This is a genomic window from Rhizobium sp. SL86 (genome assembly GCF_026672545.1).
Classification (GTDB): Bacteria; Pseudomonadota; Alphaproteobacteria; order Rhizobiales; family Rhizobiaceae; genus Neorhizobium.
In genome coordinates this window covers 1,607,065-1,619,829 of record NZ_JAPPRJ010000001.1, presented here as the reverse complement: position 1 = coordinate 1,619,829, position 12,765 = coordinate 1,607,065, and the positions used below count along the sequence as shown (strand labels likewise).

Annotated in this window: 13 protein-coding genes; 7 read left to right on the top strand and 6 right to left on the bottom strand. The window is 61.6% G+C overall.

What is annotated here, in order from left to right; all coding sequences use genetic code 11:
* The first annotated feature begins 134 nt into the window (after nucleotides 1-134).
* Both pdxY and OU993_RS08120 read left to right on the top strand, forming a co-directional pair.
* Nucleotides 135-1,004 carry a pyridoxal kinase PdxY gene (gene pdxY / locus OU993_RS08125; protein ID WP_268156043.1) on the top strand — a complete coding sequence of 290 codons (870 nt, stop codon included), beginning with the start codon at nucleotides 135-137 and terminating at the stop codon, nucleotides 1,002-1,004.
* Between the two features lie 75 nt (nucleotides 1,005-1,079).
* A complete protein-coding gene (locus tag OU993_RS08120) occupies nucleotides 1,080-1,721 on the top strand; it encodes a carbonic anhydrase (RefSeq protein WP_268156042.1) in 642 nt (213 codons plus the stop codon).
* 104 nt (nucleotides 1,722-1,825) lie between these two features.
* Here the strand turns inward: OU993_RS08120 and OU993_RS08115 are convergent, their stop codons facing one another.
* Together OU993_RS08115 and OU993_RS08110 are read right to left on the bottom strand one after the other, a co-directional pair.
* Nucleotides 1,826-2,596, bottom strand: a complete 771-nt coding sequence (locus tag OU993_RS08115) for a lytic murein transglycosylase (protein ID WP_268157581.1) — start codon at nucleotides 2,594-2,596, stop codon at nucleotides 1,826-1,828.
* Between the two features lie 224 nt (nucleotides 2,597-2,820).
* Nucleotides 2,821-3,855: an aspartate-semialdehyde dehydrogenase gene (locus tag OU993_RS08110; RefSeq protein ID WP_268156041.1), complete on the bottom strand. Its 1,035-nt coding sequence runs from the start codon at nucleotides 3,853-3,855 to the stop codon at nucleotides 2,821-2,823.
* Between the two features lie 379 nt (nucleotides 3,856-4,234).
* Between OU993_RS08110 and OU993_RS08105 the strand changes: the two genes are divergently transcribed.
* From OU993_RS08105 to OU993_RS08095, 3 genes are all read left to right on the top strand, one after another.
* Nucleotides 4,235-5,296 carry a hypothetical protein gene (locus OU993_RS08105; protein ID WP_268156039.1) on the top strand — a complete coding sequence of 354 codons (1,062 nt, stop codon included), beginning with the start codon at nucleotides 4,235-4,237 and terminating at the stop codon, nucleotides 5,294-5,296.
* 16 nt (nucleotides 5,297-5,312) lie between these two features.
* Complete coding sequence (locus OU993_RS08100) at nucleotides 5,313-6,245, top strand: UDP-glucose 4-epimerase family protein (protein WP_268156037.1); 933 nt, start codon at nucleotides 5,313-5,315, stop codon at nucleotides 6,243-6,245.
* Nucleotides 6,246-6,322: 77 nt separating this feature from the next.
* Nucleotides 6,323-8,218: a polysaccharide biosynthesis protein gene (locus OU993_RS08095; protein ID WP_268156035.1), complete on the top strand. Its 1,896-nt coding sequence runs from the start codon at nucleotides 6,323-6,325 to the stop codon at nucleotides 8,216-8,218.
* A gap of 35 nt (nucleotides 8,219-8,253) precedes the next feature.
* Here OU993_RS08095 and OU993_RS08090 read toward each other — a convergent pair whose 3' ends face one another.
* From OU993_RS08090 to OU993_RS08075, 4 genes are all read right to left on the bottom strand, one after another.
* Nucleotides 8,254-9,069: a phosphatase PAP2 family protein gene (locus OU993_RS08090; RefSeq protein WP_268156033.1), complete on the bottom strand. Its 816-nt coding sequence runs from the start codon at nucleotides 9,067-9,069 to the stop codon at nucleotides 8,254-8,256.
* A 98-nt stretch (nucleotides 9,070-9,167) separates the two neighbouring features.
* On the bottom strand, nucleotides 9,168-10,277 hold the full coding sequence (leuB, locus tag OU993_RS08085; protein WP_442792888.1) for a 3-isopropylmalate dehydrogenase: 1,110 nt from the start codon (nucleotides 10,275-10,277) through the stop codon (nucleotides 9,168-9,170).
* Nucleotides 10,278-10,425: 148 nt separating this feature from the next.
* Nucleotides 10,426-11,031, bottom strand: coding sequence for a 3-isopropylmalate dehydratase small subunit (gene leuD, locus OU993_RS08080; RefSeq protein WP_268156031.1), 606 nt, complete (start codon nucleotides 11,029-11,031; stop codon nucleotides 10,426-10,428).
* A 135-nt stretch (nucleotides 11,032-11,166) separates the two neighbouring features.
* Complete coding sequence (locus OU993_RS08075; RefSeq protein ID WP_268156029.1) at nucleotides 11,167-11,412, bottom strand: hypothetical protein; 246 nt, start codon at nucleotides 11,410-11,412, stop codon at nucleotides 11,167-11,169.
* Between the two features lie 110 nt (nucleotides 11,413-11,522).
* On the opposite strand from OU993_RS08075, the gene OU993_RS08070 reads away from it, so the two are divergent.
* Both OU993_RS08070 and OU993_RS08065 read left to right on the top strand, forming a co-directional pair.
* Entirely contained in the window at nucleotides 11,523-12,407 is an 885-nt protein-coding gene (locus OU993_RS08070; RefSeq protein ID WP_268156027.1) for an HpcH/HpaI aldolase/citrate lyase family protein, read from the top strand.
* Between the two features lie 26 nt (nucleotides 12,408-12,433).
* Nucleotides 12,434-12,640 (top strand): DUF1737 domain-containing protein, encoded by a 207-nt coding sequence (locus OU993_RS08065; protein WP_268156025.1) that lies wholly within the window; start codon nucleotides 12,434-12,436, stop codon nucleotides 12,638-12,640.
* Nucleotides 12,641-12,765: the final 125 nt, after the last annotated feature.

Below are 12,765 nucleotides of genomic sequence, written 5' to 3'. Positions count from 1 at the left end.
GATGTTGATTGCGTCCGAACAACGTTTTCGGCTCGGTTTATGGCAGTTGTGGCACAGAGTTTCGCTTAGTTTCATGGAATTTGTTGACATGAAGCGATGAAAAATCGATCAACACGCAAAAATCGAGGTCGTTCATGTCGGAAAGCAGTGCCGTCATCGTCATCTCAAGCCATGTCGTGCGCGGCACCGTTGGCAACCGTGCGGCCGTTTTTGCGCTGGAGAGCCTTGGCGTTCCGGTCTGGGCGCTGCCGACGGTCATCCTTCCCTGGCATCCGGGTCATGGCCCCTCGACACGGGTCACCATGCCGGACGAACAGTTCGGCCAGGTGATCGACGACCTGATCCGGGCCCCCTGGCTCGGCGAGGTGAAGGCGGTGCTGACCGGCTATTTCGGCAGCCCGACACAGCCGCGCCACGTGGCGCGGCTGGTGACTGCGCTGAAGGAGCGCAATCCGGACCTCGTCTACCTCTGTGATCCCGTGATGGGCGACAAGGGCGGCCTCTACGTGCCGCAGGCGACGGCCGAGGCGATCCGCGACGAGCTGATCCCGCTCGCGTCACTCGCAACACCGAACCGCTATGAACTCGCCTGGCTGTCGGGTGCCGATCTCGACAGCAATACCGCGGTGATGGACGCGGCCATCGCGCTCGGCCCGCCGAAGATGCTGGTCACCTCCGCCGTGCCGATGATGGCAGGCGGCACGGGCAACCTCTACCTGACCGGCAATCACGCGCTGCTTGCCGAACACCGGCTGATCGACAACCCGCCGAACGGTCTTGGCGATCTGCTCTCCGCCGTCTTCCTGGCACGGCTGCTCTCCGGCATGGACGAAGAGAAGGCGCTGCAGCTGGCAACCGCCAGCGTCTACGAGATCCTCGCCCGCACGGCAAAACGCGGCGGTGACGAGTTGACGCTCGAGACCGATGCGGCAAGCCTTTCGACGCCGATGGCCATGGTGCAGCTTCGCCACCTGATGCATCCGTTCCGCACCCGCCGGCGATAGGCCGGATAGCGGCGTTTCCGCAGCGCACAATCGAGACAGTTGATATTCACCGCGCAGGAGATTAAGCAAACAGGCATGACAGATTTTCCGCCCACCCTCCTTGCCGGCTATGAGAATTTCATGAGCGGCCGCTACAGCGGGGAGCGCGATCGCTACCGCAACCTGGCGGAAACCGGCCAGAAGCCGCATACGCTTGTTGTCGCCTGTTGCGATTCCCGGGCCGCACCGGAAACCATTTTCGATTCCGGGCCGGGCGAACTCTTCGTCATCCGCAACGTCGCCAATCTGGTGCCGCCCTACGAACCGGACGGCCAGTACCACGCAACGTCGGCTGCGCTGGAATATGCCGTCCAGGTGCTGAAGATCCGCGATATCGTGGTGATGGGGCACGGCCGCTGTGGCGGTATCCAAGCAGCGCTTGATCCGTCCGACGAACCGCTGTCGCCCGGCGACTTCATCGGCAAGTGGATGGGCCTGTTGCGCCCGACCGCCGAACAGATTCCCAATACGGACGTGTTGACCCAAGCGGAACGCCAGACGGCTTTGGAGCGGGTCTCGATCCGCAGTTCGCTCGCCAACCTCAGAACCTTCCCCTGCGTGCGCATTCTCGAAGAAAAGGGCCGCATGCGCCTGCATGGCGCCTGGTTCGATATTTCCACCGGCGAACTGTGGTTGATGGATTCCAAGACCGGCGACTTTATCCGGTCTTCCGTCTGAGGAAAGACGTCCAGCCCCTCGATCGGCTCAATGTGCTGAAACATCGAAAAAGAACCCCCGTGATCATCGCTGATCCGGGGGTTTTTGTTGCCTGTGGCGCGAATTCAGCGCCCGTCGATCTGCGCGCCGATATAGGCGATCGCCTGCTGGTAGACGCTTGCGGCGTTCCAGCCCTGGATCGCGACGAAATTCGGCTGGCCCGGCTGATAACCGGCACCGGCACGCCAGCCATGGCCGACGAGGAAGTTGGCGGTGGAGGCCAGCGCATCGGCGCGCGAGCGGACCATGTCGATATGGCCGTCGCCATCACCATCGGCGCCATAACGGATGACGTTGAGCGGCAGGAACTGCGTCTGGCCGATTTCGCCATGGGCGGCACCGCGGGCAGACGTGCTGAGATCACCGCGTGCGACGAGCTGCAGCGCGGCATAAAGCTGCTCGGTGAAAAAGGCCGACCGGCGGCAGTCATAAGCGAGGGTCGTTACCGCCGACAGCGTGTGCTGATCGCCGAGGAAGCTGCCGAAACCGGTTTCCATGCCCCAGATGGCAAGAAGCGGGCCGGCCGGCACACCGTAACGGCGCTCGATGGCGGAAAACAGCGAGGCATTCGACGCCTTCATGCTTTTGCCGCGCGAGATAATTGCCTGGCCGCCGCGCTTTTTCATGAACTCGTCAAAGGAGAGTTTGAAGCTTTTCTGGCCGCGGTCGGCACGGATGGTGGCGCGGTTATACTGCACCTCGGCGAAGGCCCGCTGCACCACCTGCGGCGGAATACCCTTCGACGGTGCCTGCTGCTTGAAATTCTCCACCCAGGCTTGAAAACCCGAGGCATCATTGCCGCATGCCGCAGCAGAGGCCGCCTGGGCAGACATCATGAAGGTTGCCGCGACGATGCCGCCGATGATCTTCTTCAACATTTTGTTGGACCCCAATGTATTTCGAGACCGACCACCGCGCCGGCAGCCCTCGTTGTTTGTCCGGTTATGGCGGTCACCATCCAAAGCGACAACCTTTCCGTACATGAAAAGATCGTGATGCATATGGAAAAGCCCCGCTCCCTGGGAGCGAGGCTTTAACGCAATATGCTTAATAACCGGTATCAGGCAGCCTGCTTGCGCGGCTTGATCAGGCCACGATTGACGAGCAGTTCGGCGATCTGGATGGCGTTGAGGGCGGCACCCTTGCGCAGGTTGTCGGAAACAACCCACATGTTGAGGCCGTTCTCGACCGTCGCATCCTCGCGGATACGCGAGATGTAGGTGGCATCTTCGCCGGCGCATTCGACCGGGGTGATGTAGCCGCCGTTCTCGTGCTTGTCGATGACGAGGCAACCGGGTGCATCGCGCAGGATGTCACGCGCCTGATCGGCAGTGATCTCGTTTTCGAACTCGATGTTGACCGATTCCGAATGGCCGATGAAGACCGGCACGCGCACCGCAGTGCAAGTGACCTTGATCTTCGGGTCGAGCATCTTCTTGGTTTCGGCCAGCACCTTCCACTCTTCCTTCGTGTAGCCGTCTTCCATGAACACATCGATGTGCGGGATGACGTTGAAGGCGATGCGCTTGGTGAACTTCTTCGATTCGACCGGATCGGCCACGAAGACGGCGCGGGTCTGGGTGAAGAGTTCGTCCATGCCTTCCTTGCCGGCGCCGGAGACCGACTGGTAGGTGGAGACGACAACGCGCTTGATCTTGGCGACATCATGCAGCGGCTTCAGCGCCACGACGAGCTGGGCGGTCGAGCAATTCGGGTTGGCGATGATGTTCTTCTTCGTGAAACCGACGACCGCATCAGGGTTTACTTCCGGCACGATCAGCGGGACTTCCTGGTCATAACGCCAGGCGGACGAGTTATCGATGACGACGCAACCCTGTGCGCCGATCTTCGGCGACCACTTCTGCGAAATGGTGCCGCCGGCGGACATCAGGCAAATGTCGGTATCGGAAAAATCGTAGTTTTCGAGGTTGGAAACCTTGAGGACCTTGTCGCCGAAGGAAACTTCCGTGCCCTGGCTGCGGGCCGATGCCAGCGCCACGACCTCATCCGCGGGGAAACCGCGTTCGGCGAGAATGTTCAGCATTTCACGGCCGACATTTCCGGTCGCGCCTACGACTGCAATCTTGAAACCCATGTTACTGCTCTCTTTCTCTTCTCTCCTCGGATGTCGGAGGGGGAACCACGGCCAAGGGCGCGTGCTGTTCCTTGTCCCCGGCCAGACCGGGGAGAGAGCGGTGGGCCAGAGACGTCAGACGGTTTTCGTCGTCGTTTTGGCCTTGGTTTTGGAAGATACGTAGACAGGGGCGAGCGCGCCGGCACCTTGTACCGGACCAAATGAAGCGGCGATGTTATAGTCGCGGCGAACCATTCTTGCTTCCCTTCGGGCAAACTCCTTAGAAGATTTCGCGCACGAGTCAAGCGCCGAGGCGCCAAATCGGCCCCGCTTCGGCTGGACAAGCAGAAGCCGAAGCACTACCAGCGATGAAACACGCGAGAGACAGCCAGCCCTTCCCATGTCGAGCCAACTCCTCATCCTTCTGGGTGCCGGTGCGATCAGCGCCCTGTTCGTATTCCTGATCATCCGCAAGGCGGATCGGCTGGGCCTCGTTCAGGCGCCGGTGGCGCGTTCCTCGCATGTGCGGCCGACCCCGACCGGCGGCGGTGTGGGCATTGTTGCCGGGGCGCTTGTTGCCGGCCTGATGCTGCCGGGCGGCGGGGCTCTGTCGCTCACCCTGCTTCTTCTGGGTTTCGTGATTGCGCTCACCGGCCTCATCGACGACTGGCGGCCTTTGAGCGCCCGTGTCCGCCTGCCGGTGCAGGCGATTGCAGTCAGTATCGCAATCTGGATGGTCGGCGCCGCCCGGATCTTCGCACCGGATGGCGGTCTGTTCCTGGCCGCAGTCGGGGTCCTTCTCCTGCTGGTAGCCGGCGTCTGGTGGATCAATCTCTTCAACTTCATGGACGGGATCGACGGCATTGCCAGCCAGCAGGCCATCCTGATGATGGTGTCCGCCATGATCGCCTGCAGCATCGGCAATCCTGATGCCGCCGGCACCTGGATCTGGTGGATGATGGGCGCGGTCGCCGTTGCAAGCCTCGGTTTCCTGCTCTTCAACTGGCCACCGGCCCGCATCTTCATGGGGGATGCCGGCAGCACCTTTCTCGGTTTCATCCTGTTTGCCGCGGCGCTGGTGACGATGACACAAGGCTGGCTGAGCCTGCCGCAATGGCTGATCTTTGCCGCGCTCTTTGCCAGCGATGCGACTGTGACCCTGCTGGTGCGTATTCTGCGGGGCGAAAACCCCGCCGAGGCCCACCGCTCGCACGCCTATCAGCGGCTTTCCCGGCGGTTCGGCGGCGCAAGGCCGGTGACCGTTACCGCGCTTCTGGTGAACGCGCTCATCCTGCTGCCGATCGCGCTTCTGGTTCCGTCCGGCTGGACGGCCTGGGCCGCCGCCATCCTCATCTACGCCATTCTCGTCTGCATCATCCTATGGGCAGGAGCCGGTCTGGCGGATCAGGAAAAAGCCTCTTTCACCGCCTATCGACGACTGCTCCTGCGCGACCATGGCTGAAGACAAGGAGCGGCGCGTGATACTGGTAACGGGAGCCACGGGATTTGTCGGGCGTCACCTCTGCGAGGACCTGCGGCAGCGCGGCCTGGCTTTTCGCCCGGTCAGCCGTAAATCCCTGCCGGATCATCTGACAATTCCGGACATCTCTGCCGCGACCGACTGGTCGGCGGCGCTGTCCGGCATCAACTGCGTCATCCATCTGGCGGCCCGTGTCCATGTGATGCACGAACGGGAAGCCGATCCGCTAGCCGCCTTCCGCGCCCTGAATGTCGAGGCGACGCTGAACCTCGCGCGGCAAGCGGCAGAGGCAGGCGTTCGCCGCTTCGTCTATGTCAGCTCGATCAAGGTGAACGGTGAGACGACCGCGGAAGGAAAACCCTTCCGCGCCGACGACGCCCCTGCCCCGCAGGATCCTTACGGCCGCTCGAAGGCGGAGGCGGAACGCGCGCTGCTGGACCTCGGCCGGAAGACGGGTCTTCAGATCGTCATCATCCGTCCGCCGCTCGTCTACGGGCCGGGTGTCGGTGCCAATTTCCGGCTTCTGATGCGCTGGGCGGCAAGCGGCATCCCGTCGCCCTTCGGCTGCTGCCGCAACAGCCGCTCGCTCGTCTATGTCGGCAACCTGACGGATCTGCTGATCACCGCCGCGAGCCATCCTTCGGCCGCCGGTGAGGTCTTCCTGGTCAGCGACGGCGAGGATCTGTCGACCAAAAGCCTGTTTCACATGATGGCCGATCTGCAAGGCAAAAGAGCACTCAGCCTGCCAATTCCGGTCTGGGCGATGCAGGCGGTTGCATCGCTCCTCGGCAAGGCTTCGCTCAGTGATCGCTTGCTTAAGAATTTGCAGGTCGATATAGCCAAGACAGAAGCCGTGCTGGCCTGGAAACCCCGATATTCCGTCAAGCAGGGATTGCAGAAAACAATCTTCAGTGGCGCACGGCAGGCGTAAGAGGTATGCACCTGCCATTGCACCTTGAGATGACCACCCGCCTCGTCTTTTTCGACGGTTCAGTGCCCGGATAATGGATGTTAGATTTCCTGCGCTATACGCTTGAGAGACTTCCTCGCTTCTGGAAGCGGGTGATCCTGATCAGCTTCGACGCTGTGGCGCTGATCGTCGCACTGTGGGCGAGTTATGCGCTGCGTTATGCCGTGTGGATGCCGGTCATCACCGAGGAACGGGTCTTCCTCGCTCTGATCGCGCCGGTGATCGCCATCCCGATCTTCATCCGTATGGGGCTTTATCGCGCCGTCATCCGTTACCTGCCGGACACGGCGATCTGGACGATCCTCAGGGCCATGGGGATCGCCACGATGATCTGGATCATCGTCGTTTTCCTGATGGAGATGGCAGGCCGCGGCATCGTTCCCCGTTCCGTTCCCTTCTTTTTCTTTGCCATCGGCACGGCGCTGATCGGCGGCGCGCGTTTTGCCGCCAAGGTGGTGCTCAGCCACGGCACCGGCATGCGCCGCGACGAGCAACCGGTCTTCATCTACGGCACAAGCTCGTCCTCGGTGCAGCTCGCCATGGCGCTCAGAGGCAATGGCAACCGTTTCGTGGTCGGCCTTCTCGATGAGGACCCCACCAATCACGGCCGCGATGTCGGTGGCTACCGCGTCTACAACCCGGCCAATCTGCCGCGCCTGATCGAGCAATATGGCGCGCAGGAGATCATTCTCTCCCTGTCCTCGATTTCGGCGGACCGCCGCAAGAGCGTCATCAGCAGCATCAGCGGGCTGGGTGTAAAAATCCGCACCGTGCCGGACATCACCGATCTGGTCGACGGCCGTTATCTGGCAAACCAGATCCGCGAAATCGAGATCGACGAACTGCTCGGCCGCTCTTTCGTGCCGCCGGATCCGGCGCTGCTGGGCGGTATCCTGGAAGGGCGGACGATCATGGTGACCGGGGCCGGCGGCTCGATCGGCTCGGAACTCTGCCGTCTCATCGTGCAGTGGAAACCGAAGAAGCTGGTCCTGTTCGAGGCCAACGAGTTCGCGCTCTACAAGATCGACCGCGAACTGCAGGGCCTGAAACATTGCGAGGTCGTGCCGGTGCTCGGTTCGATCACCAACGAGCCGCGGGTACGCGAAACGATCCGCCGCCACGGCGTCGATGTGCTCTATCACGCCGCCGCCCACAAACATGTGCCGCTGGTGGAAGCGAACGCGCTCGAAGGCATCGAAAACAACGTCTACGGCACCATGGTGGTGGCGAAGGTGGCCTTCGAGGAGGATGTTGCGGATTTCGTGCTGATTTCCTCCGACAAGGCCGTGCGCCCGACCAATGTGATGGGTGCGACCAAACGCTGGGCGGAACTGATCGTGCGCCACATGGCGCTGGAAGCGCAGAGGCTCGGCAAGAATCAGCATTTCTGCGCCGTCCGCTTCGGCAATGTGCTGGGCTCGAACGGCTCCGTCGTGCCGCTCTTCAAACAGCAGATCGCCCAGGGCGGCCCGGTGACGGTGACCAATCCGGACATGCGCCGTTATTTCATGTCGATCCAGGAGGCCGCCGAACTCATCGTGCAGTCAAGCGCGCTCTCCAAGGGCGGCGACATCTTCCTGCTGGAAATGGGCGAACCGGTCCGGATCGGCGATCTGGCGGAAAACATGATCCGGCTGGCAGGGTTCAGTGTGCGTGGACCGGAGAACCCGCAAGGCGGCATCGAGATCAAGGTCACGGGCAGCCGGCCGGGAGAGAAACTGTTCGAGGAACTCTTCTACGACATGGCCAACGCCCTTCAGACGCAGCATCCGAAAATCCTGCGGGCGGATTCCACGGCCATCGTCCATCACAACATCACGGAAGCCTGCGACCGGTTGAAGGCCGCCATGGCCGTCCGGGACGAAACAGCGGCCCGCACCATCCTGTTCGATTTCATCGGCATGGCGCCCGGTGCGAAAGCCACCGAAATCTGACCGGCAGGCTTTCGGGCGTTTCGGGAAAGCCGTGTTCAGGCGGCAGCCGGCAGGGCGTCACCACCCTCACGCTGTTCGGGCTGAGCGGCCGGCTTTGCCACAGGAACAGGCGGCTGCGGCAGCGCAAGCGGCAGAGTGCGCCGCAGGACCGGCAAGGCATTCCCCTGCTCGCGGAACAGGAAACCGTAGCGGGCAAACAGCATGGCAAGAAGGATGGAGGACCAGGCGCCCAGCGTCAGCCCTGCAATCACGTCGCTCGGGTAATGCGCGCCCACCATGACCCGCGAAATGCCGAGCCAGATGGCCATCACCAGACAGAGCGAACGATAACGCGGCGCAATCAACGCAACCGCCATCAAAATGGCGCCGACGGTGGTCGAATGCCCGGAGGGGAAACTTTCGAACTGGAAGCCGCCATGCAGCGGCGAGAAGCCGAAGATGCCGGCCTCATCCTGATAAAGCGGCCGGGCCCGTCCGATCAGCCGTTTGGCCAGATTGGCGACAAGGCCGGATATGACGACGGTTGCCAGGAGATAGGCGGCCAGTTGTCCCACATAAAGCGCCTTGAAACGCGCCGATAAGGAACTGGTCAGGCGCGACACCGACAGGGCTTCAAAGAGAATAAGGATGCTGGCAAAGATCAGCCAGCCGGACTTGCCGACATCCGTCACGATTGCGCCGACCTGCCTGAGCATCCCCCCGGAGTGCAGCACATAGGCTGAAACCGGCTGATCGAGAAGCAGGACAGCAAGAAGAACGAGATTGGCGCCGACGAGCAGCACCGGCATGTGAAGATGTAGACGGGCGCTGCCGCAATGGCGCGCATACCGGCGCTTGAGCTTGCCGTACATGGTTGATCCCCTGCTTTCCCCTCACGACAGGTTAGCAGGCCAGTATGACAGCCATTTTGAAGAGGCGCGGGAAAACCACGCCTCTTCGATCCTGTGGATCAGGCAGACAGCGCCTTGAATTCGGCGAGGATGGCATCGCCCATCTCGGTCGTGCCGACCTTGGTTGCGCCTTCGCTCATGATGTCGCCGGTGCGGATGCCCTTGTCGAGCACGTTGGCAATCGCCTTTTCCAGGCGATCGGCTTCGGTGACCATGTTGAACGAATAACGCAGGCACATGGCGAACGAGGCGATCATGGCGATCGGGTTGGCGATGCCCTTGCCGGCAATGTCCGGCGCCGAGCCATGCACCGGCTCGTAAAGGGCCTTGCGCTTGCCGGTCTTGGCATCCGGCGCGCCGAGCGAAGCGGACGGCAGCATGCCGAGCGAGCCCGTCAGCATGGCGGCAACGTCGGAGAGCATGTCGCCGAACAGGTTGTCGGTGACGATGACATCGAACTGTTTTGGCGCGCGCACGAGCTGCATGCCGCCGGCATCCGCCAGCATGTGCTCCAGCTTCACGTCGGCAAACTTCGCCTTGTGGGTTTCCGTCACGACCTGGTTCCAGAGCACGCCAGACTTCATGACGTTGCGCTTTTCCATCGAGCAGACGGCATTCTTGCGGGTACGGGCCAGCTCGAAGGCCACCGAGGCGATGCGCTCGATCTCGTAGGTATCATAGACCTGCGTGTCGATGGCGCGCTTCTGTCCATTGCCGAGATCGGTGATCGTCTTCGGCTCGCCGAAATAGACGCCGCCCGTCAGCTCGCGCACGATGAGGATGTCGAGGCCTTCGACCAGTTCCGGCTTCAGCGAGGAGGCATTGGCGAGCGCCGGATAGCAGATGGCCGGACGCAGGTTGGCAAACAGTTCCAGATCCTTGCGCAAACGCAGCAGACCGGCTTCCGGGCGCACGTCATACGGCACGTCATCCCACTTCGGGCCGCCGACGGCACCAAAGAGAACCGCATCGGCCGCCATGGCCTTTTCCATGTCGCCTTCGGAAATGGCAACACCATGCGCATCATAGGCCGAACCGCCGACCAGGCCTTCATCGGTCGTGAAACCGGCGCCCATGGCCTCGTTCATATAGGCGATGATCTTGCGGACCTCGGCCATGGCCTCGGGGCCGATGCCATCACCGGGAAGCAGAAAGAGAGAATGCGACATGATCTGGTGTCCTTGGAAATGGGCAGGCTCACCATGACGCGCAGAACCGCGCTTCCCCCACCTCGTCCGAGCCTGCCGCAGAACGAGAGATCAGAGTGTTTCTAAACGCCCTTGCCCCTCTGCATTCCAGAGGGGTTGGGCCACCGGCTCAGAGCCAGGGACGCTCCGACTGGATCTTCGTTTCGAACGAGGCAATCGCACCATCGCTCTTCAGCGTGGTGGCAATGTCGTCAAGACCTTCCAGCATGATGTGCTTGCGGGCCGGATCGATATCGAAGGTGATCTTGCCGCCGTCCGGGCCCGAGATTTCCTGAGCTTCCAGATCAATGGTGAGCACGGCATTGGCACCGCGCGAGGCATCGTCCATCAGCTTGTCGAGGTCATCCTGAGAGACGACGATCGGCAGGATGCCGTTCTTGAAACAGTTGTTGTAGAAGATATCGGCAAACGAAGTGGAGATCACGCAACGGATACCGAAATCGAGCAGTGCCCAGGGCGCATGTTCGCGCGAGGAGCCGCAGCCGAAATTGTCGCCGGCGACCAGGATCTTGGCGTGCTCGTATTGCGGCTTGTTCAGCACGAAATCGGGATTCAGCGAGCCGTCATCGCGATAACGCGCTTCGGCAAACAGGCCCTTGCCGAGGCCGGTGCGCTTGATCGTCTTCAGGTAATCCTTCGGAATGATCATGTCCGTGTCGATGTTGACGACCGGAAGCGGCGCTGCAACGCCGGTGAGCTTGACGAATTTTTCCATGATCTGCCTCCGCGAGACTTTTAACTGCGGATGCTGCAATAGACCAATTTACAGGGGATTTGAAGACCACATTCAGGTCAAACGGTACGCTGGCAAGCCTGCGAGCGTACCGGTTTCGGGCCAGATTGCGCCAGATCAGAGATCGATGATCGTCCCGCGGCCATCGTTCCAGACGCGCATATCCTGTTTGCTGTCCCGCTTGGCGCCCTTGGACCTGGCGCGAACCGGCACCGGTTTGAGGCGCGGCGACAGAGCCTTCACGGCGGTGAAGACGGCAAGCATGCCGGCAAAGGCGATCGTCAGCGAGGCCGTCAGCACAACGAGGGCACCGATGGCGGCAATGCCAATGAGACCGAGGAAGAGCGCACGAATGTTCTGCATGATGTTGAACCTTTCTCTGTGGGAAATGTGGTCCTTTCTCTTGAGTCTTGCAAGAGCCTTTGGCTTCCTGCGCTATTGCGCCTCATCACAAAGCTTGCCAGAAGATCGCAATGCTTGATCACCCGCCCTCCCCCCGACCGCCGCGGCGGTCTCTACTCAGCGTCCCCGCCATCAACGAGCGGGCGCTGGAGAAATGCCGGACGCTGAATTGCGATGGCGTGATCTTCGATCTGGAAGATTCGGTCGCACCGGAAAAGAAACCGCAAGCGCGGGAAAACCTGCGGCAGCTGCTGGCGGAGGTACCGCTCCAGAACCAGGAATCCATCATTCGTATCAATGGCTTGGACACGCCGTTCTGGCGCGACGACCTCAATCTCGTGATGGCGCTCGCCCCCGATGCCGTGCTCATCCCGAAGGTGGGGCGGCCGGAAGACCTCCTAGACGTACAGGAGGTGCTTGATCGGCACGGTTCCGGCACGACGAAAATCTGGGCGATGATGGAGACGGCCCGCGGGATTCTGGATGTCGCGGCGATTGCCGCAAGCCGCTCATCGGTCACCCGACTTGACGCATTCGTGATCGGCCTCAACGATCTGCGCAAGGAAACGCGCGTGCTGCCGCGCCCGGGCCGAAGCTATCTCACCCCCTGGCTGATGCAGGTGGTTCTGGCCGCCCGTGCGCATGGCTTGAGCGTGATCGACAGCGTGTTCAACGATTTTCGCAATGCCGACGAATTTGCCGCGGAATGCCGGCAGGGCCGCGAAATGGGTTTTGACGGCAAGATGCTGATCCACCCGGCGCAGATCGGGCCTGCCAATCTCGCCTTCGGCCCCTCAACCGACGAGATCGCCGAGGCAGACGCCATCGTCTCTGCCTTTGCCCGCCCGGAGGCGACCGACCTGAATGTCATCAACCTCGATGGCCGCATGATCGAGCGCCTGCATCTGGAAGAGGCCGAACGGCTTCTCGCTTTGGCAAAAACCCTCAAAGACTGAAAAGACCAAAACAGAAAGACCCTGACATGAAAGTCTATCGTTTCCTCACCGGACCCGATGATTCCAGCTTCTGCCACCGGGTGACCGATGCGCTGAACAAGGGCTGGGAACTGCATGGCTCACCGACCCACACCTTCAACGCCGCCGAAAACCGGCTCTATTGCGGCCAAGCCGTGGTGAAGACCGTGCACGGCAAGGACTACGACCCCAGCATGAAGCTGGGCGAGCAATAAGCCGACCGGCACCCAGAAAAGGCCTCATCCAGAAGCGACGACGTTTAGCCTGGATGAGGCTGCGGCTTTCGGGGCATCGGCCCTGACCACAGGGCGCATAGCGCAAAAGACACGCCACAAAAGAA